The sequence below is a fragment of the Lutibacter sp. genome, assembly GCF_016342705.1.
Taxonomy (GTDB): domain Bacteria; phylum Bacteroidota; class Bacteroidia; order Flavobacteriales; family Flavobacteriaceae; genus Lutibacter.
In genome coordinates, this window is sequence record NZ_JAEINV010000008.1 from 1 (window position 1) to 25,805 (window position 25,805).

Here is a 25,805-nt window from a genome sequence, read left to right on the forward strand (position 1 = left end):
AAAAACCTGTGAAGATATCTTCACAGGTTTTCATTATTTTTTTTAATAATCGTCAACCTATTTTAGGACGACTCAAAAATAAAAAATCTTCAAAAATTTAGGTGAACCTAAAGAAATGAAGATTTTTTATTGTATTAAATAATATAATAATTAAAGGCCAAAAGCAGTTTTTACTTTATCAACATAATCTAGTTTTTCCCAAGTAAATAACTCAACGTCTATTATTTTTTCAGTTCCATCAACATTTGTAAACTTTTTTGTAACAGTTCTATTGTCACGTCCCATATGTCCGTAAGCCGCTGTTTCTAAATACATTGGCTGGCGTAGTTTTAAACGTGCCTCAATAGCGGCTGGTCTCATATCAAATAGTTGTTCTACTATTTCTGCAATTTCTCCATCACCTTTATGAACCTTTGAAGTTCCGTACGTATTTACATAAATACCCATTGGTTTTACAACACCAATTGCATAAGAAACCTGAATTAAAATCTCATCAGCAATACCTGCAGCAACTAAATTTTTAGCAATATGACGTGTAGCATATGCAGCGCTTCTATCTACTTTACTTGGATCTTTACCTGAAAATGCTCCACCTCCGTGAGCTCCTTTTCCACCGTACGTATCAACAATAATTTTTCTACCTGTTAAACCGGTATCTCCGTGAGGTCCACCAATTACAAATTTCCCAGTTGGGTTTACGTGATACGTAATATTATCATTAAACAACGCTTTAATACTAGCTGGTAATTGTTTTAAAACTCTAGGAATTAAAATTGAAATAACATCACTTTTAATTTTGGCTAGCATGGCTTCGTCTGTTGGTCCAAAGTCATCATGTTGTGTAGAAACTACAATATCTTTAATTCTAAAAGGAACATTATCATCAGTATATTCAATAGTAACCTGACTTTTAGAATCTGGACGTAAATAAGTAATTTCTTTATTTTCACGTCTTAATGCAGCTAACTCGTGTAAAATTAAATGGCTTAAGTGCAATGCTAAAGGCATATAATTTTCGGTTTCGTTGGTTGCATAACCAAACATCATTCCTTGATCACCAGCACCTTGCTCTTCTTTGGTTGCTCTATCAACACCTTGATTAATATCTTGTGATTGTTCGTGAATTGCAGAAAAAACTCCACAAGAATTTCCATCAAACATATACTCACTTTTAGTATAACCAATTTGATTGATAACATCACGTGCTATTTTTTGAACATCTAAGTACGTGTTAGATTTTACTTCTCCTGCTAATACAACTTGGCCTGTAGTTACCAATGTTTCACAAGCTACTTTTGAGTTTTCGTCAAAAGCTAAAAAGTTATCTACTAATGAATCCGAAATTTGATCAGCAACTTTATCTGGATGTCCTTCAGAAACTGATTCGGATGTAAATAAATATGACATAATTATTTAATTTTAAATTGTTTGAAGAAAATTTTGTTGATTGCGCTGGTCGCTAAAGAGAGTAAATAATTACTGCTTTAGCATTTTTTAACGAGGTTGCAATCAGTTCAAATTTTTCCTCTTGAATATTTCGTTTGCAAAGTTATGAAAATTTAAAAATTAATTACCAATTAACTGTTAAATTATTTTTTGATGATTTATTTGTAATGATTTTGAACTTTTTAAGACTATAATGTATAAAACTTAAACTTATGATGAAAAAAATAGCCGTATTAGCACTTTTTGCTTTAATATTTAGTAATTGTTCTGGAAACGATGAAATGGTAACTATTGTGGAGCAAATGGAAATAGAAGACGATAATACAATGAATGGAAGTACTTTTGTAATGGGAGATTTTGTAAATGGAGCGCATCCAACTTCTGGAAAAGCATCTGTTAATTCTGATAAAACAGTACTAACTTTTACAAATTTTAAAACAGATAACGGGCCAAAATTATTAGTGTATTTATCTACGGATGTAAATTCAACAGAATTTGTAAACTTGGGAGATTTAAAAGGGATTTCAGGAGATTTTACGTATACAATTCCTGAAAATATAGATTTAGCAAAGTATAAAATTGTGAATATTTGGTGTGTAGATTTTTCAGTTAGCTTTGGTACTTCAGAATTAAAATAATTATTTTTTTGTTGTATATTAAAAAAATGTGTTTACATTTGTCGCATCAAAATAAAGAAAAATGAAAATTATGTTTAACAAAATGCGTTATATGATGTGTAAAAATTACACAGAGGATGCTATTGTTTAAAATGTAATAATAAATAACAAATAGAAACCTCTGATAACTCAGAGGTTTTTTTATATCAAAAAAGTAATAAAATGAATTTAAATTTTCAAAAAAATATGTGTATGCCAACAACAATGTTTATGCAAATAATGCGTAGCACAATGAAATGGTATTACCTAAAATAAATGGAAAAATAAAATCTATATAGATAAAAGTCCCTTTGGTAATACCTAAAACCAAAGGGACTTTTTTATTTAAATAAACATAGAATTAAAATATTAAAACATAAAAAATGAGTACTCAAAAAATTTCAACACAAGCGTTACACGCAGGACACGATACAACTAAAACAGGAGGAACAAGAGCGGTTCCAATTTATCAAACATCTTCGTATGTTTTTAATGATACAGAACATGCAGCCAATTTATTTTCATTAAAAGAATTAGGATTTATTTATACACGATTAAACAATCCAACAAACGATATTTTACAACAACGTTTAGCGGCAATTGAAGGTGGAGTTGGAGCAGTGGTTTTTGCTTCGGGAACTTCAGCGATATCTACAGGTTTATTAACCTTATTAAAAGCTGGAGATCATATTGTCGCTTCCAGTAGTTTGTATGGCGGAACTTTTACATTATTAAATGTTACGTTACCAAGATTAGGAATTACTACAACTTTTGTAGATGCTTCAAATCCAGAAAATTTTAAAGAAGCGGTTCAAGAAAATACAAGAGCCTTTTTTGTGGAATCTTTAGGGAATCCAAAATTAGATGTGTTAGATTTAGAAGCAATTGCTGAACAATCTAAAGCTGCTGGAGTTCCGTTTATTGTAGATAATACAGTTGCAAGTCCAGCGTTGTTAAACCCAATTAAACATGGAGCAAATTTGGTAATTCATTCTTTAACAAAATATATTGGCGGACAAGGAAACTCCTTAGGAGGCGCAATTATTGATGCAGGAACTTTTGATTGGACTAATGGGAAATTTCCAGAATTTACAGAATCTTCAGCCGGCTATCACGGATTAGTTTATAGCGAAGCTTTAGGAGCGGCAGCATTTACCTTTAAATTAATTTTAGAAGGATTGCGTGATTTTGGTGGTGCTTTAAGTCCGTTTAATGCATTTCAAATTATTCAAGGATTAGAAACTTTGCCAGTTCGTATAAAACAACACAGCGCAAATGCGCTGGAATTGGCAAAATGGTTAGAAAGTAGAGACGAAGTTGCTTGGGTAAATTATCCTGGTTTAGAAAGTAGTAAATACCATACATTGGCTAAAAAATATTTACCAAAAGGACAGAGTGGATTGGTTACTTTTGGTGTAAAAGGCGGTTTTGAAGCAGCTAAAAAAGTAACGGATGCAACGCAACTATTTTCATTATTAGCCAATATTGGTGACACAAAATCATTAATAATTCACCCGGCAAGTACAACGCATCAACAATTAACTGTTGAACAACAAGCAGGAGCTGGAGTAACTCAAGATTTAATTAGGTTATCTGTTGGATTGGAAGCTATTGAAGATTTAAAGCAAGATTTAGCAGCAGCCTTTAAAAAGATTTAGTTTTTACTGAAATGTTTTGTATGAGAAAAAATTAATGCGTTAATTTGTCGCTTAGTTCATAAACTTATTGACTATTGTTATCAAGAAAGGCAGAGGGAATAGACCCATTGAAGCCTTAGCAACCCTTTATTTTTAAAGAAGGTGCTAAATTCTACCCAATATGGATAGATAACTCAAAAGAATTACTTCTAGTAATTGCTGTATTTTCTCATAACATTATTTTTTAAGTAACACAAAGTCATTTTTTATGATTTTAAATCAATTATAATATAATTTAATGAGTCAATTGAAACATATTAAAATCACCAATTTTATTCCTGAAAAGGGAACTGTAGGTCAGGATATAAATCTTTCGTATCAATTATTTGGTCAAGATTTATATACTGCACCAGTAGTTTTGGTAAATCACGCATTAACTGGTAATAGCGATGTTGCTGGAGAAAATGGCTGGTGGAGCGATTTGGTTGGTGAAAATAAAGTAATTGACACCAATAAATACACCATTTTATCTTTCAATATTCCAGGGAATGGTTTTGACGGTTTTGTAATAGAAAATTATAAAGATTTTGTAACACGTGATATTGCAAACATCTTTTTAATTGGTTTGCAAGAATTAAAATTGAAGGAACTTTTTGCCCTTATTGGAGGTTCATTAGGCGGTGGAATTGCTTGGGAAATGGCTGTATTAAATCCAGTAATAACAAAAAATTTAATAACCATTGCAACCGATTGGAAATCTACCGATTGGTTAATTGCAAATTGCCAAATTCAGGAACAGTTTTTATCAAATTCTTGTAACCCAGTGCACGATGCGCGTATGCACGCAATGTTGTGTTACAGAACACCAGAATCATTTAAAGAACGTTTTCAGCGATCAAAAAATGAAGAGTTAGAGATTTTTAATGTAGAAAGTTGGTTGTTGCATCACGGTAAAAAATTACAAGAACGTTTTCAGCTTTCAGCCTATAAATTAATGAATCAATTATTAAGAACAATTGATGTAACTAAGGGAAGAGAAGCAACAATTTTAGATTCAATAAAAGCAAGTATTCATATAATTGGAGTAGATTCTGATTTGTTTTTTACTGCGGAAGAAAATAGAGAAACACACAAACATTTAGCATTAACAAACCCAAAAGTTACCTATAACGAAATAAATTCGGTACACGGGCACGATGCTTTTTTAATGGAATATCAACAATTAGGTAAAATTATAGAGCCAATATTTAATCAAAGTTCTAAAAAAAATAAAATGAAAGTAGTAAAATTTGGAGGGAAATCCTTAGCAAACGGAATTGGAATAGATAGTACATTACAAATTATTGCTAATAAAATTAAAAATGGAGAGAAAATTACTGTGGTTGTTTCAGCAAGAGGAAATACTACAGATTCTTTAGAGTCTATTTTAGAAAAAGCAAAAAATAATTTGCCATATGCTGATGAGTTTGACAAACTAAAAAACTATCAATTAGAAATGGATAATTCAGTGGATTTAGCTGCTGAATTTAAGTTGTTAGATGAAATTTTTAGAGGTGTAAATTTACTAGGAGATTACACCCCAAAGGTAAAAGATCAGGTGTTGGCGCAAGGTGAAATTTTATCAGCAAAAACCATCACACATTTGTTGAATAAACTACATGTGAAAGCCAATTTTGTAGATTCTAGAACTTTAATAAAAACAAATAATCAGTTTGGAAAAGCATTGCCTTTTGAAAGTGTTTCAGAAGAAAATGTAATTGAACATTACAGAAAGAATAATGGCGATGTAACTCAAATAATTACTGGTTTTATTGCTTCAAATTTAAATGGAGAAACAACTACTTTGGGTAGAAATGGAAGTAATTATACAGCTTCATTAATTGCCAATTTTTTAAATGCTGAAGAATTTCAAAATTATACACACGTAAGTGGAATTTATACTGCAAATCCAGACTTGGTTGAAAATTCAAAAAAGATAGAAAAACTTTCGTATCAGGAAGCCAATGAAATGGCCAATTTTGGTGCAAATATTTTACATGCAAAAACTATTATTCCTTTAATTGAAAAAAATATTCCTTTAAGAATTTTAAACACCTTTGATCCTGAAAACCCTGGTACTTTAATAGGTTCAGAATCTGAACAAGGTGGAATTAAATCCTTGTCAGTTCAAGAGGATGTTGCCTTGGTAAATTTAATTGGTAGAGGTTTGTTGGGTAAAGTGGGTGTTGATGGAAGGATTTTTAGTGCTTTAGGAAGAGAAAATATCAGTATTAGTATTATTTCTCAAGGTTCATCGGAACGTGGAATTGGTTTTGTTGTAGACGCTAAAAATGGCTACAAAGCAAAAACGGTTTTAGAAAACGAGTTTAGTAGTGAGTTTCAAAGTAAAGATGTAAGTCAGATTTATGTGACTGAAAAAGTTTCGGTAATTTCAATCATCGGTCAAAGTTTGTACTCTTTTAATCAGCCATACAGCGCTTTAATTAAAAACCATATCACGCCAATTTTAATTAACAATACGGTTACTGGAGAAAATGTGTGTTTGGTGGTAAAAAAATCGGATTTAAACAAAGCGGTAAATGTAATTCACGGTGAAATTTTTGGTGTTTCTAAAAACATTAATATTGCCATTTTTGGAAAAGGATTGGTTGGAGGAACGCTGATTAATCAAATTTTAAAAAGTAAAGAAAACATCATCAATAGAAAAAATATCAACTTAAATATTTTTGCAGTTGCCAATTCTTCAAAAGTATTGTTGAATAAAAATGGCGTTACTGAAAATTGGGCTACTGATTTAGAAAAAAGTGCAGTTGATAATGATGTTCAAAATATTATTGATTTCGCTGAGAAAAATCATTTAGAAAACTTAATTGCTATTGATAATACGGCAAATAGCGCATTTGTAGAAAATTATATAAATCTGGTTGAAAATGGTTTCGATTTAATTTCTTCAAATAAAATAGCTAACACATTAAGCTATTCTTTTTATAAAGAATTACGCGCCAAATTAAGTAATTATAAAAAATCCTATTTATACGAAACCAATGTTGGTGCAGGTTTGCCGTTAATTGATACTATTAAATTATTGCATGATTCTGGTGAAAATATTACAAGAATTAGAGGTGTTTTTTCTGGTTCATTAAGTTATTTATTTAACAATTTCTCAGTTCAAAACAGGCCATTTAGTGAAGTTTTGGGTGAAGCTATTAAAAACGGATATACAGAACCAGATCCAAGAGAAGATTTATGCGGAAATGATGTTGGACGTAAATTATTAATTTTAGCGCGTGAGTTAGATTTACAGAATGAATTTAATGATGTGGTTATTGAAAATTTAATTCCGGAAAATTTACGTAAAGGTTCTGCAAAAGAATTTTTAGGGAAGTTAGACGAAATGAATGCGCATTACCAAACAATAAAAGAAGAACAGCAAGAAAACCATGTATTAAGATATATTGGTGATTTATCGGGTAATTTACAAGAAGATAAAGGAGTTTTAGAAGTAAAATTAATTTCAGTTCCTGCAAATAGCGCCTTGGGACAAATACAAGGAGCCGATGCAATTTTTGAAGTATTTACAGAATCTTACGGCGAAAAACCAATTGTAATTCAGGGAGCAGGAGCAGGAGCAGCGGTTACAGCGCGTGGCGTTTTTGGAGATATTTTAAGGTTGGCTGAAAAAAATTAAATTCAATACATTTTACAAATAAGCGAAATACTAAAAATAATGAACGATAAACATTTTGAAACGGAAGCAATTAGATCACAATTAGAACGATCACAATTTCAAGAACATACAACGCCAATGTACATTACATCTAGTTTTGTTTTTGATGATGCAGAAGATATGAGAGCTTCTTTTTCAGAAGAAATAGATAGAAATATTTATTCTCGTTTTAGCAATCCAAATACTACAGAGTTTGTAGAAAAAGTAATTAAAATGGAAGGCGCAGAAGATGGTTATGCTTTTGCAACAGGAATGGCAGCCATTTATTCAACCTTTGCAGCTTTGTTAAGTAGTGGAGATCACATTGTATCAGCGCGCTCTGTTTTTGGTTCAACGCATACATTGTTTACAAAATATTTTCCAAAATGGGGAATTGAAACTTCTTATTTTGATATTAATAAACCAGAGGAAATTGAACAATTTATTCAGCCAAATTCAAAAATTTTATATGCGGAATCACCTACAAATCCAGGTGTTGATATTATTGATTTGGAGTTGTTGGGTAAAATTGCCAAAAAGCACAATTTATTATTAATAATAGATAATTGTTTTGCAACACCATATATTCAGCAACCCATAAAATTTGGAGCAGATGTAGTGGTGCATTCGGCTACTAAATTAATGGACGGGCAAGGAAGAGTTTTAGGTGGAGTTGTAGTTGGAAGTTCAGATTTAGTTCGTGAAATTTATTTATTTTCAAGAAATACAGGTCCAGCAATGTCGCCATTTAATGCTTGGATTTTGAGTAAAAGTTTGGAAACTTTGGCGGTTAGAGTGGATAAACACTGCGAAAATGCGTTAAAAATTGCTGAATTTTTAGAAAATCATACAAAAGTAACTACTGTAAAATATCCATTTTTAAAATCGCATCCTCAATATGAAATTGCCAAAAAGCAAATGAAATTAGGAGGAAATATTATTGCAATAGATATTAAAGGAGGAATTGAAGCTGGGAGAAAATTTTTGAATGCTATAAAAATGTGCTCATTATCTGCAAATTTGGGAGATACCAGAACAATAGTTACGCATCCGGCATCTACAACGCACAGTAAATTAACAGCTGAAGAACAATTATCTGCAGGTATTTTTCCTGGCTTAGTCCGTGTTTCTGTTGGGTTAGAGCATGTGAATGATATAATTCAAGACTTAGATCAAGCATTAAATAGTTAAAAAATACTATTAATTTTTAAGAATATGTTAATTCTTTAATTTTTAACAATCTAAAAGTCTATCAATTTGGTAGACTAATAAAAAAAACCGTATGTTTGCACAGTCAAAATATTTATAATTTATAATAATGATTTTAGATCAAATTTTAACCTCAAATGAGCAAGAAACTGAGAAGAGTTTCGAAAAAGTTAAAAGCTCAGAAAACGCTGCGCGTAGTATTGTAAAAGCTATAAGTTGGCGCATGGTTGGTACTATTGATACAATTGTAATATCATTCTTTATTACAGGTGAAATTAAAATGGCATTATCAATAGGTATGGTAGAAGTTATCACAAAAATGGTATTATACTTTTTCCATGAAAGAATTTGGAATCTTGTAAAATGGGGAAAAAAATGAAAAATTTAGATATAGCAAAAATCAATAAAGATTTAAAAGATAAGTCGCCAGCTGAAATAATTGTATGGGCTTTAAGTATTACAAAAAACGCTTTAGTAACTACTAATTTCAGACCTTATGAAGTTGCAATTTTGCACGCAATTACACAGGTAGATCCAAATTTAAAAGTTATATGGTGCGATACGGGTTATAACACGCCACAAACCTATAAACATGCAAATGAATTAATTGATACATTAAAATTAAATGTTCATTTATATGTTCCTCAGCAAACGGCTGCGCACAGAGATGCTACTATTGGAATGCCTCAAATAGAAGATCCTTTACATAAAGTTTTTACAGAGCAAGTAAAGTTAGAACCTTTTAATAGAGCAATGGCGGAGCATAAACCAGAAGTTTGGTTTACTAATTTAAGAAGTGGACAAACAGCTTTTAGAAATAGCATTGATGTTGTTTCGGTAAGTAAAGATGGTATTTTAAAGGTAAGTCCTTTTTATCATTGGACTGATGCACAATTAGATGTGTATTTAAAAGAGCACAGTTTACCAAACGAGTTTAAATATTTCGACCCAACAAAAGTATTAGAAAACAGAGAATGCGGATTGCATTCATAAAATAAAGATAATGACAGAGAAGTTACATATTAACGCACTTGAAAACGAAGCAATTTATATTTTTAGAGAAGTTGCAGCGCAGTTTGAAAAACCAGTATTGTTATTTTCTGGAGGAAAAGATTCAATTACCTTGGTAAGATTGGCACAAAAAGCATTCTTTCCAGCAAAAATTCCTTTTCCTTTAATGCATATAGATACAGGACATAATTTTCCTGAAACTATTGAGTTTAGAGACAGATTGGTTGAAGAATTAGGTGTTGAATTAATTGTTAGAAACGTTCAAGATTCAATAGACCAAGGTAAAGTAAAAGAAGAATCTGGAAGATATTCAAGTAGAAATATGTTGCAAACTACTACTTTGTTAGATGCTATTGAAGAATTTAAATTTGATGCTTGTATTGGTGGAGCGCGAAGAGATGAAGAGAAAGCAAGAGCAAAAGAACGTATTTTTTCTGTTCGTGATGATTTTGGTCAATGGGATGAAAAAAATCAACGCCCGGAATTGTTCGATATGTTAAATGGTCAAATAGAATTAGGTCAAAATGTACGTGTTTTCCCAATTTCAAACTGGACCGAGTTAGATGTTTGGACCTATATTGAACGTGAAAACCTAGAAATTCCTTCAATTTATTTTGCACATAAACGTGAAACTTTTTTACGAGATGGGTTAATTTGGACTGCATCAGAACATGTGTATAGGGATGAAGATGAGGAGGTTGAAGAGCGTTGGGTGCGTTTTAGAACGGTTGGAGATATGAGTTGTACGGCGGCCGTAGATTCTTATGCAACTACAATTAGCCAAGTAGTTGCCGAAATTAGAGATTCTAGCATTTCTGAAAGAGGAGCAAGAATTGATGATAAACGCTCAGAAGCGGCCATGGAAAAACGTAAACAACAAGGATATTTCTAAAATTTTAGTAATAAAATTTTGCCTTTAGCTATTGGTTTTTAGCCCTTAGCACATTATAAAATATAAAATTAAGCCAATAGCCCAAAGCGAATGGCAAAAAGCTAAACAAAAGAATGGAAGTTTTAAAAATAGCAACAGCAGGAAGCGTAGATGATGGGAAAAGTACCTTAATTGGAAGATTATTGTATGATACAAAATCATTAACATCAGATAAATTAGAAGCAATTGAACGTAGTAGTAAACAAAAAGGATACGATTATTTAGATTTTTCTTTAGCTACAGATGGATTAGTTGCAGAGCGTGAACAAGGAATTACTATTGATGTTGCCCATATTTATTTTTCAACAGCAACAAAAAGTTATATAATAGCAGATACTCCAGGCCACGTAGAATATACAAGAAACATGGTAACTGGTGCTTCAACTTCACAAGCTGCAATTATATTAATTGATGCGCGTCACGGTGTAATAGAGCAAACATATCGTCACTTTTTCATTAATAATTTGTTGAGAATTAAAGATGTAATTGTTGCCATAAATAAAATGGATTTGGTTGATTTTTCTGAAGATAGATACAATGAAATTAAAGCCGATTTTCAAAAATTAGTTGATAAAAGTGATTATGAAGATCAAAACATAACTTTTATTCCTGTTAGTGCTTTAAAAGGCGATAATGTTGTGACAAAATCAAACGCAATGCAATGGTTTAAAGGGCAAACTTTATTAGAGCATTTAGAAAAATTAGATACTATAGATATTTATAACAGAGGAAGAGTTCGTTTTCCTGTTCAGTATGTAATTAGACCGAAAACTGAAGAATATCACGATTTTAGAGGATATGCTGGTAAAGTTTATGGTGGTGAAATTAAAGTTGGAGATGAGGTTATTGTGTTACCTTCTGAAACGAAGAGTAGAGTAAAGGAAATTTATTTTTACGATAAAAGGTTTGAAACGGCAGCAAGAAGATCTTCTTGTACAATAACATTAGAAGATAATGTAAATGTTAGTAGAGGAGATATGATTGTAAAAGTGGATGAATTGCCAAAAGTTCAAAAGCAATTTACGGCTACAATTTCTTGGATGGATGTTAAAAATTTAACTGCTGGTTCAAAATATGTGTTGCAACATGGTGTTAATAAAGTTTTAGCAAAAGTAAGCACCATAAATCATAAAATTGAAACAGATTTTTCTGGAATTAAATCGGATATTACAAGTTTAGGAATGAACGATATTGCATCTGTTTCATTTCAATTAAATAAACCAATATTTTTCGATTCATTTAAAGAACATAGAACAAATGGAGCGTTTATTTTAATAGATCCACAAACTAATAACACAGCGGGCGCAGGATTTATAGAATAAGTAATGTTCTAAAAACCAAAAACATACATATTATTTTACTTCAATCAAAAGATTGAGGCAGGAGATTTTTATACTAACTAAAAAAATCAAAAACAATGCAAAGTTTCAGAACCGAGATCGAAAATCCGATCGTCGAAAAGGATATTATTGACCTAGAAAAAAAGATTGCACTTTATTACGAAGGCAAAATTGACGAGGAACGTTTTAGAAGTTTACGTTTAGCGCGTGGAGTATACGGACAACGTCAGTTCGGCGTACAAATGATTCGAATTAAATTGCCTTATGGTAGAATTACCAGTGAACAATTACACAGAATTTCAAATGTTTCCGATGAATATTCTAGAGGAAGATTACACATTACCACACGTCAAGATATTCAAATTCACCACGTAAGTTTAGATAGAACACCTGAACTTTGGGCAGAGTTGGAGAAAGATGATATTACCTTACGTGAGGCTTGTGGAAACACGGTAAGAAACGTTACCGCCTCTGAAACTGCTGGGATTGATATTAATGAACCTTTTGATGTATCTCCGTATGCACATGCGGTGTTCGAATTCTTCTTACGTAATCCTATTTGTCAGGAAATGGGGCGTAAATTCAAAATTTCATTTTCTGGAACTGATGAAGATACTGCCTTAAGTTTTATGCACGATTTAGGTTTTATAGCAAAAATAAAAAATGGTGAAATTGGTTTTAAAGTAATGTTGGGTGGTGGTTTAGGATCGCAAGCGCGTTTGGCTGATACCTTATTTGAATTTATTTCAGCAGATAAAATTATTCCAATTACGGAAGCAGTTTTACGTGTTTTTGATAGACATGGAGAACGGGCGAAAAGAGCCAGAGCACGATTAAAATTTTTAGTAAAAGAAATTGGTTTTGATGCCTTTGTGAAATTGGTTGAGCAAGAACAAAAAGCATTATCAGTTACAGCATATAAAATTGATACTTCAAAATTTGATACAGCTATAGAAATTCCATCTGTAGAAATTCCATCTGTAAAAATTGAAGATGCAAATGACTATGAGTTTTGGAAAACTTCTAATGTAATTGCGCAAAAACAAGAAGGATTATATGCTATTGGTGTTAAGGTTCATTTAGGAGATTTTTACACAGATAAAGCACGTTTGTTAGCCGATTTAGTAAAAAAATATGCTGGAAACGACATGCGTTTATCGCTTCGTCAAAATATATTAATTCGCCATGTAAGAGAAGAATTATTACCTTTCTTTTATGTTGAATTAAAGAAATTAGGCTTTGCTGAAATTGGTTACAACAGCACTTTGGATATTACTTCGTGCCCAGGAACCGATACCTGTAATTTAGGAATTGCAAGTAGCACGGGAGTTACCGCTGAATTAGAAAGGGTATTAAAATCTGAATTTCCGCACTACGCAAATAATAAGGAAATTACCATAAAAATTAGTGGTTGTATGAATTCTTGTGGGCAACATTCAATGGCGCACATAGGTTTTCAAGGAATGACTGTTAAATCTGGTAAATTAGTTGCTCCAGCCTTACAAGTGTTATTAGGTGGTGGTGTGTTAGGAAATGGAGAAGGAAGAGTTTCTAATAAAGTAATAAAAATTCCGAGTAAAAGAGGTCCAGAAGCATTACGAACTATTTTAAAAGATTATGAAAGTAATGTTAAAACGGGAGAATCTTTCTTAAATTATTACGACAGGCATGGTGAAAGATATTTTTATAATATTTTAAAACCATTAGCAGATACTTCTAATTTGGTACGAAGCGATTTTATAGATTGGGGTTCAGAAGAACAATACGAAATGGCAGTTGGAGTTGGAGAATGTGCAGGTGTTGTAATAGATTTAGTAGCTACATTATTATTTGAAAGCGAAGAAAAAATTGAAAATGCCACAGAGGCTTTAAAGTTAGATCAATATTCAGATAGTATTTACTACGCCTATACAAGTATGGTAAATACAGCAAAAGCATTGTTGTTAACTGAAGGTGAAAGTACCAATACTCAAGCAAATATTATTTCACTATTTGAAACTGTTTTTTCTGAAAAAATAGGGTTGCCAACAACGTTTTCAGAGTTTGTATATCAGATTCAAAAAAATGGACCAACAAAACAATTTGCAGAAAAATATGTGGCCGATGCACAATTATTTTATGCAAAAGCGAATGAATACAGAATTAAAAACGGATCTGATGAAGCTTAATATAAAACCAAAAGTAACTTTAGTTGGAGCAGGACCTGGTGACCCAGATTTAATAACTATAAAAGGTGTGAAAGCGTTGAAAAATGCAAATGTTGTGTTGTATGATGCGCTGATAAACAGAAAATTACTAGAATATGTTCCGAAAAACGCCAAAAAAATATTTGTTGGAAAACGTAAAGGAATGCACAGTTTTACTCAAGATGAAATAAATGAGTTAATTGTTAAAAATGCTTTTGAATTTGGGAATGCTGTCCGGTTAAAAGGTGGCGATCCATTTATTTTTGGACGAGGAGCTGAGGAGATAGATTATATTGAATCTTTTGGAATTGAAACTGAAGTTGTTTCAGGGATTTCATCATCAATGGCAGTTCCTGCAAGTCAAGGAATTCCATTAACAAAAAGAGGTGTTTCTGAGAGTTTTTGGGTAATTACAGGCACAACAACTGAAAGAAAATTATCAATGGACGTTCATTTAGCAGCCCAATCAACAGCAACGGTTGTTATTTTAATGGGAATGAGTAAGTTAAATGAAATTGTTTCGGTTTTTAAAAAATATAATAAAAGCAACGTTCCAACTGCAATTATTCAAAATGGAACAACAGCCAGTGAGAAAATTGGAGTTGGCACCATAGATTCAATTTTAGAAGTTGTAGAGCAGCAAAAATTAGGTTCACCTGCAATTATTATAATTGGAGAAGTAGTTTCTGAAAGTGCCAAATTACGTTCGTTTTATGAGCAGATAGCTATTAATAATTCATCATATAATCTATTCTAAAAGATGGAACAAAACGAATTATATCCAATTTTTTTAAAAGTTACTCAATTGCAAGTATTAATAATTGGAGGTGGCAATGTTGGTTTGGAAAAATTAACTTTTTTGTTAAAATCTAGTCCAAATGCACATGTTACGGTTGTTTCTTTAACGTTTTTACCAGAACTTGTTGCCTTAGCTAAAAGCCATAAAGTTCATTTGGTTGAGGATAGTTATAATGATTCCTTTTTAATGGGTAAACATATGGTGATTGCAACTACTGATAAAATTGATGTAAATATTCAAGTTTATAAAGATTGTAAGGATCGAAACATTTTAATAAATGTTGCTGACAATCCTCCCTATTGCGATTTTTATATGGGTGGAATTGTAACTAAAGGAAATATTAAAATAGCAATTTCTACTAACGGAAAATCGCCAACCTTAGCAAAACGCTTACGTCAATTTTTTGAAGAAGTAATTCCAAATGATATTGATGATTTAGCTAAAAACTTAAATAAATTTAGAAAAACCATAAAAGGAGATTTTTCAAATAAAGTGGCGGAAATGAATAAATTAACTGAAAAGTTATTATAGAATATCATAATTATAAGCTACAGTTTGTAATTCATAAGAATATGCCGTTTATTTGCACAAAGTTCATAAACATTCTAATTAGTTATTAAGAAAGGCAGAGGGAATAGACCTGTTGAAGCCTTAGCAACCCTTTAAAACTAAAGAAGGTGCTACGTTCTACCATATTCTGGACAGATAACACTTGTGTTTTTAAAGCACACCTTCTTAATAACTTCCAACATGTTTGTGTAAAATTTATAAAATGGAAGACATTCGAAACGTATTAAAAAATAAAATTCTAGTGCTTGATGGCGCAATGGGAACTATGATCCAACAGTACAAATTTACTGAAGAAGATTATAGAGGTGAAAAATTTAAAGATTTTCATATTTCTGTTAAAGGAAATAATGATATGCTTTCAATCACTCAGCCAAAAGCAATTAAAGAAATTCACGCAAAATATTTAGAGGCTGGAGCTGATATTATTGAAACAAATACATTTAGTAGTACAACCGTTGCAATGGCTGATTATGAAATGGAAGACTTTGTATATGAGTTAAACTTTCAATCGGCAAAAATAGCCAAAGAAGTTGCTGATGAATTTACAGCTAAAAATCCTGATAAACCGCGTTTTGTGGCGGGTTCAATTGGGCCAACAAATCGTACGGCAAGTATGTCACCAGATGTAAACGATCCGGGATTTAGAGCAGTAACTTTTGAAGATTTAAGAAAAGCCTATAAGCAACAAGCTGAAGCGTTAATTGATGGTGGAGTAGATGTATTGTTGGTTGAAACCGTTTTTGATACTTTAAATGCAAAAGCAGCTTTATTTGCTATTGAAGAAATAAAAAGTGAACGAAATATTGATATTCCAATTATGTTAAGCGGTACAATTACCGATGCAAGTGGAAGAACTTTATCTGGGCAAACTGCGGAAGCATTTTTAATTTCTGTTTCTCATATTCCATTATTAACAGTTGGTTTTAATTGTGCTTTAGGAGCAAAACAATTAACACCTCATTTAGAGGTGTTGGCTCAAAAATCAGATTTAAAAATTTCGGCACATCCAAATGCTGGACTGCCAAATGCTTTTGGTGAATATGATGAAAGTCCAGAGATGATGGCAGGTCAAATAAAAGAATATTTAGATAAAAGCTTAATCAACATTATTGGTGGTTGTTGTGGAACAACTCCGGCACATATTAAAGCAATTGCTGATATGGTGAAAGAATATAAACCTAGAATGGTTGCTAAAGTTAATTAGTACAAATTGAATTTATACGTCATTCTGAACTTGTTTCAGAATCACATTAAGATAAAATGAAAACAGAAAAAAAATATTTAAAACTTTCAGGGCTTGAACCCTTAATAATTACTCCAGAAAGTAATTTTATTAATGTTGGTGAGCGCACAAATGTTGCGGGTTCTCGTAAGTTTTTACGATTAATAAAAGATGAAAAATTTGATGAAGCGCTAGCGATAGCAAGAGATCAAGTTGATGGTGGAGCACAAATTATAGACATTAATATGGATGATGGTTTGTTGGACGGAAAAGAAGCAATGGTTCGTTTTATGAACTTAATTGCTGCGGAACCTGATATTGCTCGTGTTCCTATTATGATTGATAGCTCTAAATGGGAAATTATTGAAGCTGGTTTGCAAGTTGCACAAGGTAAATGTGTGGTAAATTCTATCAGTTTAAAAGAAGGAGAAGCGCAATTTATTGAACATGCAAAAAAAATAAAAATGTATGGTGCAGCCGTTATTGTAATGGCTTTTGATGAGGTTGGACAAGCAGATAATTACAAGAGAAGAATAGAGATCGCACAACGTTCCTATAACATATTGGTCAACATTGTCCACTTTCCTTCGGAAGATATTATTTTTGATTTAAATATATTTCCTGTTGCAACAGGAATGGATGAGCATAAAAGAAATGCCATTGATTTTATTGAAGCTACGCGTTGGGTACGTGAAAACTTACCAAATGCAAGTGTAAGTGGAGGTGTAAGTAATGTGTCATTTTCTTTTCGTGGAAATGATGCTGTTCGTGAAGCTATGCATTCGGTATTTCTATACCATGCTATAAAAGCAGGAATGAATATTGGAATTGTAAATCCAACAATGTTAGAGGTGTATGATGAGATTCCAAAAGATTTATTAGAGCGTGTTGAAGATGTTATTTTAGATAGAAGAGAAGATGCAACGGAGCGTTTGTTAGATTTTGCAGAAAGTGTTATCAGCACTACTAAAGAGCGTAAAGTAGATTTGTCTTGGCGTGAAAAACCATTACAAGATAGGATTACACATTCTTTAGTTAAAGGATTAGATGAATTTATTGTTGAAGATGTTGAGGAAGCAAGATTACAAGCAGATAAACCAATTGAAGTTATTGAAAAAAACTTAATGATTGGAATGAATGTAGTAGGTGATTTGTTTGGTTCTGGGAAGATGTTTTTACCGCAGGTTGTAAAATCTGCGCGAGTTATGAAACGTGCCGTAGCTTATTTATTACCATTTATTGAACTAGATAAAGGTGGTCTAAGTGAATCAAACGGTAAGATTTTACTAGCAACAGTAAAAGGTGATGTGCATGATATTGGTAAAAATATTGTGGGTGTAGTTTTGGGTTGCAATAATTATGATATTGTAGATTTAGGAGTAATGGTAGCTCCTGAAAAAATTATTCAAGCAGCAAAAGATCAAAATGTTGATGTTATTGGTTTGAGTGGTTTAATTACGCCAAGTTTAGACGAAATGGTGTATTTAGCAAAAGAAATGGAGCGTCAAAATTTTGAAGTTCCGTTATTGATTGGTGGTGCAACAACATCAAAAGCACATACGGCTGTAAAAATAGATCCTCAATATAAAAATGCAGTGGTGCATGTGCATGATGCTTCTAGAGCAGTTACGGTTGTAGGAGATTTATTAGACAAAAGAAAGAATCAAAAATATATTAGTGATATAAAAGCTGATTATGTAAAAGTAAGAGAGGGCTTTGCAAATAGATCTAGTAAAAAGGAGTTTTTAACGTTAGATGAGGCTCGTAAAAATAAGTTTAAAATTGATTGGAATTCTGCTAATATAGCAACACCTAATTTTATAGGAACACAGGTTTTTGAAGATGTAGATTTGAGCAAATTAGTAGATTATATAGATTGGACACCATTTTTTAGAACGTGGGAATTAGCGGGTAAATTTCCAGCTATTTTAACCGATGAGGTTGTTGGTGAAGCGGCATCAAATTTATTTAGAGATGCTAAAATAATGTTGGCAAAAGTATTGGATGAAGATTTATTGACTGCGAAAGCAGTTTTTGGTATTTTCCCTGCGAACTCAGTAGAAGATGATATTGAGGTTTACAATTCTGAAAGTCGTGATAGCGTAAATGTAAAGTTTGTAACCTTACGTCAGCAATTAAAAAAGAAAGAAGGAATTCCATCTAGTGCATTAGCAGATTTTATTGCTCCAAAAGAAAAAGGAATTCAAGATTATGTTGGTGCTTTTTGCGTGTCCACAGGTTTTGGAACAGCAGAATTGGCTGCAGCGTTTGAAAAAGATCACGACGATTATAATTCGATTATGATTAAAGCCTTGGCGGATAGATTAGCGGAAGCTTTTGCTGAATATTTACACAAAAAAGTAAGAACTGAATATTGGGGTTATGCAAATGCTGAAAAATTATCGAACGAAGAATTGATAAAAGAAAACTATAAAGGAATAAGGCCAGCACCAGGTTATCCTGCTTGTCCGGATCATACTGAAAAATGGACTATTTGGGATTTGTTAAGTGTAAAAGAGACTATTGGTGTTGAGCTGACAGATAGTTTGGCTATGTGGCCAGCTGCATCTGTATCGGGTTATTATTTTGCTAATGAACAAGCTAAATATTTTGGTTTGGGTAAAATAAGAGAAGATCAAGTGAAAGATTTTGCTGTTAGAAAAAACATGAATTTGGATGAAGCTAAAAAATGGTTAAATCCTAATTTGGCTGATAGTTAGCTATTAAAAGTGACTATTGAGTATTCAGATTGTTAAAAAGTATAAATGCGTTAGCGATTGCAGTGATATCCTTTTTGAAGTGTAACGAAAAAAAGATTAAACGGAAAGCGCGACCTGCAAGGGAACGTTCAAAAAAATAAAAATGAAAGTAACAGATCATATAAAAAACGCTCACGGAAAAACATTGTTTTCCTTTGAAATAGTTCCACCACAAAAGGGCCAAAATATTGAAGATTTATATAGCAATGTTGATCCGTTAATGGAATTTAATCCGCCTTTTATTGATGTTACAACTTCTAGAGAGGAGTATGTTTACATTAAAAAGGAAAATGGATTGTTGGAACAAAAAATGACGAGAATGCGTCCGGGAACGGTGGGAATTTGTGCAGCGTTGAAATATAAATATGATGTGGACGCAATTCCGCATGTATTATGTGGAGGTTTTACCAAAGAAGAAACTGAGTATGTGTTGGTTGATTGTCATTATTTAGGATTAGATAATATTATGGCTTTGCGTGGTGACGCTATGAAACACGAACCTTATTTTAAACCTACAGTTGGCGGAAATAGTTATGCCTTTGAATTGGTGCAACAAATTAAGGAGTTGAATGAAGGGAAATACTTACATAATATAATTGAAACAGCTAATAAATCGGATTTTTGTATTGGTGTTGCTGGGTATCCAGAGAAACATTTAGAAGCGCCCAATATGGATACGGATTTAAAAAGATTAAAGGAAAAAGTTGATGCAGGAGCTGATTATGTAGTAACCCAAATGTTTTTTGATAATAAAAAGTATTTTGAATTTGTTGAAAAGGCTAGAAAAATGGGAATTAAGGTTCCAATTATTCCGGGTATTAAACCAATTGCAGTTCAAAGGCATTTGCAAGTACTTCCGCAGGTTTTTAGATTAGATTTACCGGAAGATTTAATAACTGCCGTTGATAAATGTAAGGATAGCAAGCAGATTCGACAAGTTGGTATAGAGTGGGCAATTCAGCAATCTAAAGAGCTGATTAAAAGTGGTGTACCTGTTGTTCATTTTTATTCCATGGGGAAATCTGATAATATTAAAGCAATTGCTAAAGAAATATTTTAATATTACTTTTACAAATGGCTCTATAAAGAAAAGTAATAAATGTTAAATTGTTTTGGTGAAATATTTGTGTACTTTTGCATAAGAATTAGAAATTATTAATTAAAAAAATAAAACATGGCATTAGAAGTAACAGATGCAACTTTTAACGAAGTAGTATTACAATCGGACAAACCAGTAATGGTTGATTTTTGGGCGGCTTGGTGTGGACCTTGTAGAATGGTTGCTCCAATTATGGATGAATTAACTTCAGAATATGAAGGGAAAGCTACAATTACAAAAGTTGATGTAGATTCAAATCAAGAATTTGCAGCCAAATACGGAGTTAGAAATATTCCTACAGTATTAGTTTTTAAAAATGGTGAAGTTGTTGAAAAGCAAGTTGGTGTTGCTCCTAAAGCTACATACGCTCAAAAAATTGATGCTCATTTATAAAATTCGCAATAAATACTAAGAAAGGCTCAACAATTTGTTGAGCCTTTTCTTTTTATATACTATCTTAGTTTTTTAAAATTATGGATAATCTATCAGTAAAACATATTTCAGAACTCAACAATCTTGAATTGTTAGCAAATCAGGTTGTTGAAGGATTTATAACAGGAATGCATAAAAGTCCGTTTCACGGTTTTTCTGTGGAGTTTGCAGAGCATAGATTATATAACAAAGGAGAAAGTACTAAAGATATTGATTGGAAATTATTTGCAAAAACAAAAAAGCTCTTTGTAAAAAAATATGAAGAAGAAACTAATTTAAGATGCCATTTAATTATAGATAATTCAGCATCTATGAATTACCCTATCATTAAAAATCCAACTATAGAAAATTTATCCAAAATTAATTTTTCAGCATTAGCAAGTGCAGCTTTATTAGAGATTTTAAAAAGGCAACGAGATGCAGTTGGAATAAGTATTTATTCTGAAGAAATTGATTATTATGCACCGGCTAAAGGAAGTGATCGTCATAGAAGAATGATCTTGGCAAGGCTTGAAGATTTATTAAAAAATAATTCAAAAGCAACTACAAACACCTATAAAGCTTTACACGAAATTTCTGAAAAAATACATAAAAGGTCTTTAATTTTTCTTTTTACAGATATGTTTCAAGTTTCAAGCAATGAAAAAGATTTATTTGAGGCATTAAGGCATTTAAAATACAACAAACATGAGGTTGTTTTGTTCCATACGTATGATGGAAAATTAGAATTTGACTTTAATTTTGAAAATTCTCCCAAAAAATTTGTGGATGTAGAAACTAATGAACAAATTAATTTATACGCAAATTCAGTAAGGGAAATTTACACCAAAGAGGTTAAAAAATATTTTAATGATTTGAAATTGAAGTGTATGCAATATAAAATTGAGTACGTGCCAGTGGATATTCATAAAGGGTTTAACCAAGTGCTAATATCATATTTAATAAGCAGGAAAAAATTTTTGTAAAAAAATTAAAAAAAGTTTTGCAGAAATCAAAAACACGCTTATATTTGCAACCGCTAACAGCAACGGTTTGGTAGTTCAGCTGGTTAGAATACCTGCCTGTCACGCAGGGGGTCGCGGGTTCGAGTCCCGTCCAGACCGCAAAAGGCTTCTCATTGAGAAGCCTTTTTTTGTTTAGTCTTTCTTCAATTTTCTATTTTTTTTTTGTAGTTTCTGGACTTATTTAATGTGAAATTTTATAAAAATTATAGTATTTAAACTAGATTTATTTTCATGAATTAGAGGAAGTGCCTATTTTATATAAAACAAAAAGTATTTACGTAAGTATTTTAATAGGGAAGTATTGATTTATTTTTTTTAACAATTCACCCTTTGAAATAGGTTTGGAAACATAATCATTACAACCAGCGTTTATCGCTTTTTTTCTATCGGCATTCATTGCATTGGCTGTTTGTGCAATAATAATTACGTTTTTATTGGTACTTCTTATTTGCTTGGTAGCTTCGTAGCCATCTAAATCAGGTAATTTAATGTCCATTAAAATAAGATCAATATCTGAATGATTTTTGCAATACTCTATTCCTTTTAAACCTCTTGAAGTAATCAAAATTTCTCTTGAAATACTTTCAACAATTTCTGTTAAAAATATTTGAGAAACTTCATCATCTTCAATAATTAATATTTTTAGTTTCATTAAATAATCTTGTTATTTCAATATTAAATTTTGACAGGTAACTTCATGAAAAAGGTTGTTCCTAAACCTTCTGATGAGGTTAGCCAAATTTCACCACCTAACATTTTTACATAAGTTTTAGAAATGGCTAATCCTAAACCAGAACCTTCAAACACTGCTTTATCTTCTATATCTGCCTGCACAAAACGATCAAAAACAAATGCTTGTCTATTTGCAGGGATTCCAATTCCGGTATCTTTTACATAAAACTCAAAGAAATTTTCTTTTTTAGAACAACCTATTTCAATATTTCCGCTTGGTGTAAATTTCACAGCGTTTTTAATAAGGTTAGTCATAATTGAAATTACTTTTTGTTCATCTGAAAGCATGAAAGATTCGTCTTCAATTAAGTTATTTTGTATTGTTAATTCTAATCCTTTTTTAGAAGTTTCAGTTTCAAAAAAACTAAAAAGTTCTTCTAATTTTTCTTTTAAATTAAAGGTTGATTTAGAGACAATCATTAAACCTGCTTCAATTTTGGAGATATCCATAATGTCATTGATGGTTGATAACATGCGTTTTCCGCTTTTTTCTATAAGATTGATGTATTTTTGTTGTTTTTCAGAACTTAAATCTGGGGTTTTTAATAAATCTGAAAATCCTAGAATACCATTCATAGGTGTTCTGATTTCATGACTCATATTGGCTAAAAAGGCTGATTTTAAACGATCTGACTCCTTTGCTTGTTCTAAGGCTTTTATCAACTCATCTTCATATTGTTTGCGCTCTACAGAGATACTAATTTGATTAGAAATAATTTCTAACATTTCTTTGTCTTTCTCTGAGTAAACATTAGTTTTTGAATAAGTCTGTATTACCAAAGCACCTGTTACTTTTCCTTTTATTTTAAGTGGAACACCAAGCCAAGCTTCTGAAATATCCCCAACAAGTTTTACCAATTCATCGGTTTCTAATTTTATTAAGTCTGCATTGGTTAATAGTAATGGTTTACCTTGTTTAATTAAATACCCTGTAACAGTTTTTTTAGCAGGAAAATAGGAAACATCATCCTTCTCATCTTCATAGTAAGGCAAATGAATAGTGTCATTTTCTTCATTATATAATGCTACAAAGAAATTTTTTGTATCTACTAAACGGCCTAATTCTTTTTGTATAAATTTAAGTAATGATGGTAAATCCTTCACCGCTTGTGAAGCATTTGATATATTTAAAATTATTTTTTGAATAAGCTCATTGCGTTTTTTTTCTGTAATATCAGTGCAATATGCCATTATTCTATTTCCAGGCAGCACGAGTGATTCTATATTAGCATAAAAATCATCGCCGTTTTTTTTTCGCAACAAAACTTCATGGTGTATTTCTTTTTTTTCCAATAACTGGTTAAATTCCAGCATTACTTTTTCTAATACTTCAGGAGCTATTAAGTTGGGTAGTGACATGCTTAGCAATTCTTCTTTTGAATAGCCAGTCATTTTGCAAGCTTCCGGATTAACATCAATATATTTACCATCTAAATTTGCAATGAAAATTCCCTGAGGGGCATGACTCACATACAAACTATGTTTTTCTTCACTTTCAAGTAATGCTTTATTGGCAAGTTTCCGTTGGGTAATATCACGTTGAATTCCAATATATCCTGAAATTTCCCCGCGTTCATCAATAATTGGATTGGCAGATGCTTCAATTTCAATGAGTTTGCCATCTTTACATTTGTTGATGAATTGGAAATCAACAACGCTTTTCTTTTGTTTCAAATTATCCCAAAAATGGTTATAAATTACTTCTGGGTGATTTCCACTTTTTAGAATTCTTGGAGTTGTTTTTCCAATTATTTCATCGGAATTATAGCCATATTTTTCTGTGAAAACGGGATTTATATAGTTTATAATGCCTTCAGCATCTGTCATAAAAATAATATCACTAGAGTTACTAATGGCTTTATTTAATTTAAGTAATAATTTAACTTGTTGCTTAAATACTGTTATATCTCTGTTAACACCGCGTTGTCCTAAATAATTTTTATCATCATCATACACAGGTCTGCAAAAATGACTAATCCATTTAATAGAGCCGTCTAATGCTTTTATTTTAAACTCAATAGGTTCGTGTATGTCTGTTAAATTTTTAGAAAAATGTTCGGAAACTAAATCTCTATATTCGGGTAGTGTAATATCTACTAATAAATCTTTATTTTTTACAAAATCTTGATGCGTATATCCGGAAGTTTGTTCACAAACTGGAGAATTATAAATATATTCTTTTTGCTGATCTACCCAAAATTCCCATTCAGATGAATAATCGGCTAGTAAACGGAATTTTAGTTCGCTTTGTTTTAATGCGTGTTGTTGACGTTCAATTTCTCTATGTTGATATGAATTCATTATAATAGAAGGCAAACGCAATAAATATTGTTCTTTTTTAACTACATAATCATCTACGCCAATTTTAAGTGCTTCGGCCGCAATAGCTTCATCTCCTTGCCCTGTTACAATTATTATGGGGATAAATAATTTTCTTTCCTCACGAATAATTTTTATAATTTCTAAAGCATTTAAACCCGGTAATTTATAATCCAATAAAATTAAATCATACTCACAGGGTAAATTGCTGTTTTTTGGCAAAAGACTTAAAGCAATATCTCCATCAGAAACATTGGTGATGTGAATATGTGGAGCGTGCTTTTGTAGATAGTGGTTGGTTAATTCTATATCAGCTTTATGATGTTCTATATATAAAACATTTAGCGATTTCTTATATTTAAGCGATTGCTTAAGTGTGAATTCTATTTGCTCAGGAAGTGATTTTTCATAATCAAACTTTTTTGAAATGTAATTGTTAGCGCCTGATTTTATAGCGGTTATAACTGCTTCTTCAGATCCTATACTAGTATACACAATTATAGGGGTTTGAAAATTTTTGTTACGTAATTCGGTTAACAATTCCATTCCATTACCATCAGGTAATTTTAAATCAAAAATGGCAATATCAAATATGGTATCATCAGTAAATAAATCTCTAGCCTCAGATAATTTACTAGCCAGCACTAGTTCAACATTAGGCCACTTTTTTTTAAGTTCTCTGCTTACCAAATCAGCATCGAAAGAATTATCCTCCAGCAGTAATATTTTTTTCATTTTTTAAAGTTA

Annotated in this window: 19 protein-coding genes, 1 tRNA gene and 2 riboswitches; of the genes, 17 read left to right on the forward strand and 3 right to left on the reverse strand. The window is 31.6% G+C overall.

Features of this window, described 5'->3' with window-relative positions; translation table 11 throughout:
- Nucleotides 1–150: 150 nt before the first annotated feature.
- The gene (gene metK / locus JEY78_RS08975; protein ID WP_291849814.1) at nt 151–1,407 is read right to left on the reverse strand and encodes a methionine adenosyltransferase; all 1,257 of its coding nucleotides are present in this window, start codon (nt 1,405–1,407) and stop codon (nt 151–153) included.
- 251 nt (nt 1,408–1,658) lie between these two features.
- Here metK and JEY78_RS08980 point away from each other — a divergent pair, with 251 nt between their 5' ends.
- The 17 genes from JEY78_RS08980 (at nt 1,659) to JEY78_RS09060 (ending at nt 22,106) form a co-directional block, all read left to right on the forward strand.
- Complete coding sequence (locus tag JEY78_RS08980; protein ID WP_291849817.1) at nt 1,659–2,084, forward strand: DM13 domain-containing protein; 426 nt, start codon at nt 1,659–1,661, stop codon at nt 2,082–2,084.
- A gap of 401 nt (nt 2,085–2,485) precedes the next feature.
- Entirely contained in the window at nt 2,486–3,760 is a 1,275-nt protein-coding gene (locus JEY78_RS08985) for an O-acetylhomoserine aminocarboxypropyltransferase/cysteine synthase family protein (protein ID WP_291849819.1), read from the forward strand.
- Nucleotides 3,761–3,834: 74 nt separating this feature from the next.
- A riboswitch (SAM riboswitch) is annotated at nt 3,835–3,935 on the forward strand.
- Nucleotides 3,936–4,037: 102 nt separating this feature from the next.
- A complete protein-coding gene (gene thrA, locus JEY78_RS08990) occupies nt 4,038–7,427 on the forward strand; it encodes a bifunctional aspartate kinase/homoserine dehydrogenase I (RefSeq protein ID WP_291849822.1) in 3,390 nt (1,129 codons plus the stop codon).
- Between the two features lie 39 nt (nt 7,428–7,466).
- A complete protein-coding gene (locus tag JEY78_RS08995) occupies nt 7,467–8,636 on the forward strand; it encodes an aminotransferase class I/II-fold pyridoxal phosphate-dependent enzyme (protein WP_291849825.1) in 1,170 nt (389 codons plus the stop codon).
- A 127-nt stretch (nt 8,637–8,763) separates the two neighbouring features.
- A complete protein-coding gene (locus JEY78_RS09000) occupies nt 8,764–9,033 on the forward strand; it encodes a DUF2061 domain-containing protein (protein WP_291849828.1) in 270 nt (89 codons plus the stop codon).
- Nucleotides 9,030–9,647 (forward strand): phosphoadenosine phosphosulfate reductase family protein, encoded by a 618-nt coding sequence (locus tag JEY78_RS09005; RefSeq protein ID WP_291849831.1) that lies wholly within the window; start codon nt 9,030–9,032, stop codon nt 9,645–9,647. The genes JEY78_RS09000 and JEY78_RS09005 overlap by 4 nt, the downstream gene beginning before the upstream one ends.
- A gap of 10 nt (nt 9,648–9,657) precedes the next feature.
- Nucleotides 9,658–10,557 (forward strand): sulfate adenylyltransferase subunit CysD, encoded by a 900-nt coding sequence (cysD, locus tag JEY78_RS09010; RefSeq protein WP_291849834.1) that lies wholly within the window; start codon nt 9,658–9,660, stop codon nt 10,555–10,557.
- A gap of 113 nt (nt 10,558–10,670) precedes the next feature.
- The gene (locus JEY78_RS09015; protein WP_291849836.1) at nt 10,671–11,918 is read left to right on the forward strand and encodes a GTP-binding protein; all 1,248 of its coding nucleotides are present in this window, start codon (nt 10,671–10,673) and stop codon (nt 11,916–11,918) included.
- Nucleotides 11,919–12,013: 95 nt separating this feature from the next.
- The gene (locus tag JEY78_RS09020) at nt 12,014–14,104 is read left to right on the forward strand and encodes a HEPN domain-containing protein (RefSeq protein ID WP_291849839.1); all 2,091 of its coding nucleotides are present in this window, start codon (nt 12,014–12,016) and stop codon (nt 14,102–14,104) included.
- The gene (cobA, locus tag JEY78_RS09025) at nt 14,094–14,879 is read left to right on the forward strand and encodes a uroporphyrinogen-III C-methyltransferase (protein WP_291849841.1); all 786 of its coding nucleotides are present in this window, start codon (nt 14,094–14,096) and stop codon (nt 14,877–14,879) included. Before JEY78_RS09020 ends, cobA begins: the two co-directional genes overlap by 11 nt.
- Nucleotides 14,880–14,882: 3 nt before the next feature.
- Nucleotides 14,883–15,452: a bifunctional precorrin-2 dehydrogenase/sirohydrochlorin ferrochelatase gene (locus JEY78_RS09030; RefSeq protein WP_291849844.1), complete on the forward strand. Its 570-nt coding sequence runs from the start codon at nt 14,883–14,885 to the stop codon at nt 15,450–15,452.
- 79 nt (nt 15,453–15,531) lie between these two features.
- Nucleotides 15,532–15,633, forward strand: a riboswitch (SAM riboswitch).
- 60 nt (nt 15,634–15,693) lie between these two features.
- On the forward strand, nt 15,694–16,695 hold the full coding sequence (locus JEY78_RS09035; protein ID WP_291849848.1) for a homocysteine S-methyltransferase family protein: 1,002 nt from the start codon (nt 15,694–15,696) through the stop codon (nt 16,693–16,695).
- Between the two features lie 56 nt (nt 16,696–16,751).
- A complete protein-coding gene (gene metH / locus JEY78_RS09040; RefSeq protein WP_291849851.1) occupies nt 16,752–19,433 on the forward strand; it encodes a methionine synthase in 2,682 nt (893 codons plus the stop codon).
- Between the two features lie 142 nt (nt 19,434–19,575).
- On the forward strand, nt 19,576–20,532 hold the full coding sequence (metF, locus tag JEY78_RS09045; protein WP_291849855.1) for a methylenetetrahydrofolate reductase [NAD(P)H]: 957 nt from the start codon (nt 19,576–19,578) through the stop codon (nt 20,530–20,532).
- A 114-nt stretch (nt 20,533–20,646) separates the two neighbouring features.
- Nucleotides 20,647–20,964 carry a thioredoxin gene (gene trxA / locus JEY78_RS09050; protein WP_291849858.1) on the forward strand — a complete coding sequence of 106 codons (318 nt, stop codon included), beginning with the start codon at nt 20,647–20,649 and terminating at the stop codon, nt 20,962–20,964.
- A gap of 80 nt (nt 20,965–21,044) precedes the next feature.
- Nucleotides 21,045–21,968 carry a DUF58 domain-containing protein gene (locus JEY78_RS09055; protein WP_291849861.1) on the forward strand — a complete coding sequence of 308 codons (924 nt, stop codon included), beginning with the start codon at nt 21,045–21,047 and terminating at the stop codon, nt 21,966–21,968.
- 64 nt (nt 21,969–22,032) lie between these two features.
- Nucleotides 22,033–22,106: transfer RNA gene (locus tag JEY78_RS09060), tRNA-Asp, on the forward strand.
- 175 nt (nt 22,107–22,281) lie between these two features.
- On the opposite strand, the gene JEY78_RS09065 is transcribed toward JEY78_RS09060, so the two are convergent.
- Together JEY78_RS09065 and JEY78_RS09070 are read right to left on the reverse strand one after the other, a co-directional pair.
- Nucleotides 22,282–22,659 (reverse strand): response regulator, encoded by a 378-nt coding sequence (locus JEY78_RS09065; RefSeq protein WP_291849864.1) that lies wholly within the window; start codon nt 22,657–22,659, stop codon nt 22,282–22,284.
- Nucleotides 22,660–22,682: 23 nt separating this feature from the next.
- Nucleotides 22,683–25,793, reverse strand: coding sequence for a PAS domain S-box protein (locus tag JEY78_RS09070; protein WP_291849867.1), 3,111 nt, complete (start codon nt 25,791–25,793; stop codon nt 22,683–22,685).
- Nucleotides 25,794–25,805 lie beyond the last annotated feature (12 nt).

Bases quoted from the DNA above. Each gene is read 5' to 3' on its own strand.
- metK (WP_291849814.1), bottom strand. From the start codon at position 1,407: ATGTCATATTTATTTACATCCGAATCAGTTTCTGAAGGACATCCAGAT.
- JEY78_RS08980 (WP_291849817.1), top strand. From the start codon at position 1,659: ATGATGAAAAAAATAGCCGTATTAGCACTTTTTGCTTTAATATTTAGT.
- JEY78_RS08985 (WP_291849819.1), top strand. From the start codon at position 2,486: ATGAGTACTCAAAAAATTTCAACACAAGCGTTACACGCAGGACACGAT.
- thrA (WP_291849822.1), top strand. From the start codon at position 4,038: ATGAGTCAATTGAAACATATTAAAATCACCAATTTTATTCCTGAAAAG.
- JEY78_RS08995 (WP_291849825.1), top strand. From the start codon at position 7,467: ATGAACGATAAACATTTTGAAACGGAAGCAATTAGATCACAATTAGAA.
- JEY78_RS09000 (WP_291849828.1), top strand. From the start codon at position 8,764: ATGATTTTAGATCAAATTTTAACCTCAAATGAGCAAGAAACTGAGAAG.
- JEY78_RS09005 (WP_291849831.1), top strand. From the start codon at position 9,030: ATGAAAAATTTAGATATAGCAAAAATCAATAAAGATTTAAAAGATAAG.
- cysD (WP_291849834.1), top strand. From the start codon at position 9,658: ATGACAGAGAAGTTACATATTAACGCACTTGAAAACGAAGCAATTTAT.
- JEY78_RS09015 (WP_291849836.1), top strand. From the start codon at position 10,671: ATGGAAGTTTTAAAAATAGCAACAGCAGGAAGCGTAGATGATGGGAAA.
- JEY78_RS09020 (WP_291849839.1), top strand. From the start codon at position 12,014: ATGCAAAGTTTCAGAACCGAGATCGAAAATCCGATCGTCGAAAAGGAT.
- cobA (WP_291849841.1), top strand. From the start codon at position 14,094: ATGAAGCTTAATATAAAACCAAAAGTAACTTTAGTTGGAGCAGGACCT.
- JEY78_RS09030 (WP_291849844.1), top strand. From the start codon at position 14,883: ATGGAACAAAACGAATTATATCCAATTTTTTTAAAAGTTACTCAATTG.
- JEY78_RS09035 (WP_291849848.1), top strand. From the start codon at position 15,694: ATGGAAGACATTCGAAACGTATTAAAAAATAAAATTCTAGTGCTTGAT.
- metH (WP_291849851.1), top strand. From the start codon at position 16,752: ATGAAAACAGAAAAAAAATATTTAAAACTTTCAGGGCTTGAACCCTTA.
- metF (WP_291849855.1), top strand. From the start codon at position 19,576: ATGAAAGTAACAGATCATATAAAAAACGCTCACGGAAAAACATTGTTT.
- trxA (WP_291849858.1), top strand. From the start codon at position 20,647: ATGGCATTAGAAGTAACAGATGCAACTTTTAACGAAGTAGTATTACAA.
- JEY78_RS09055 (WP_291849861.1), top strand. From the start codon at position 21,045: ATGGATAATCTATCAGTAAAACATATTTCAGAACTCAACAATCTTGAA.
- JEY78_RS09065 (WP_291849864.1), bottom strand. From the start codon at position 22,659: ATGAAACTAAAAATATTAATTATTGAAGATGATGAAGTTTCTCAAATA.
- JEY78_RS09070 (WP_291849867.1), bottom strand. From the start codon at position 25,793: ATGAAAAAAATATTACTGCTGGAGGATAATTCTTTCGATGCTGATTTG.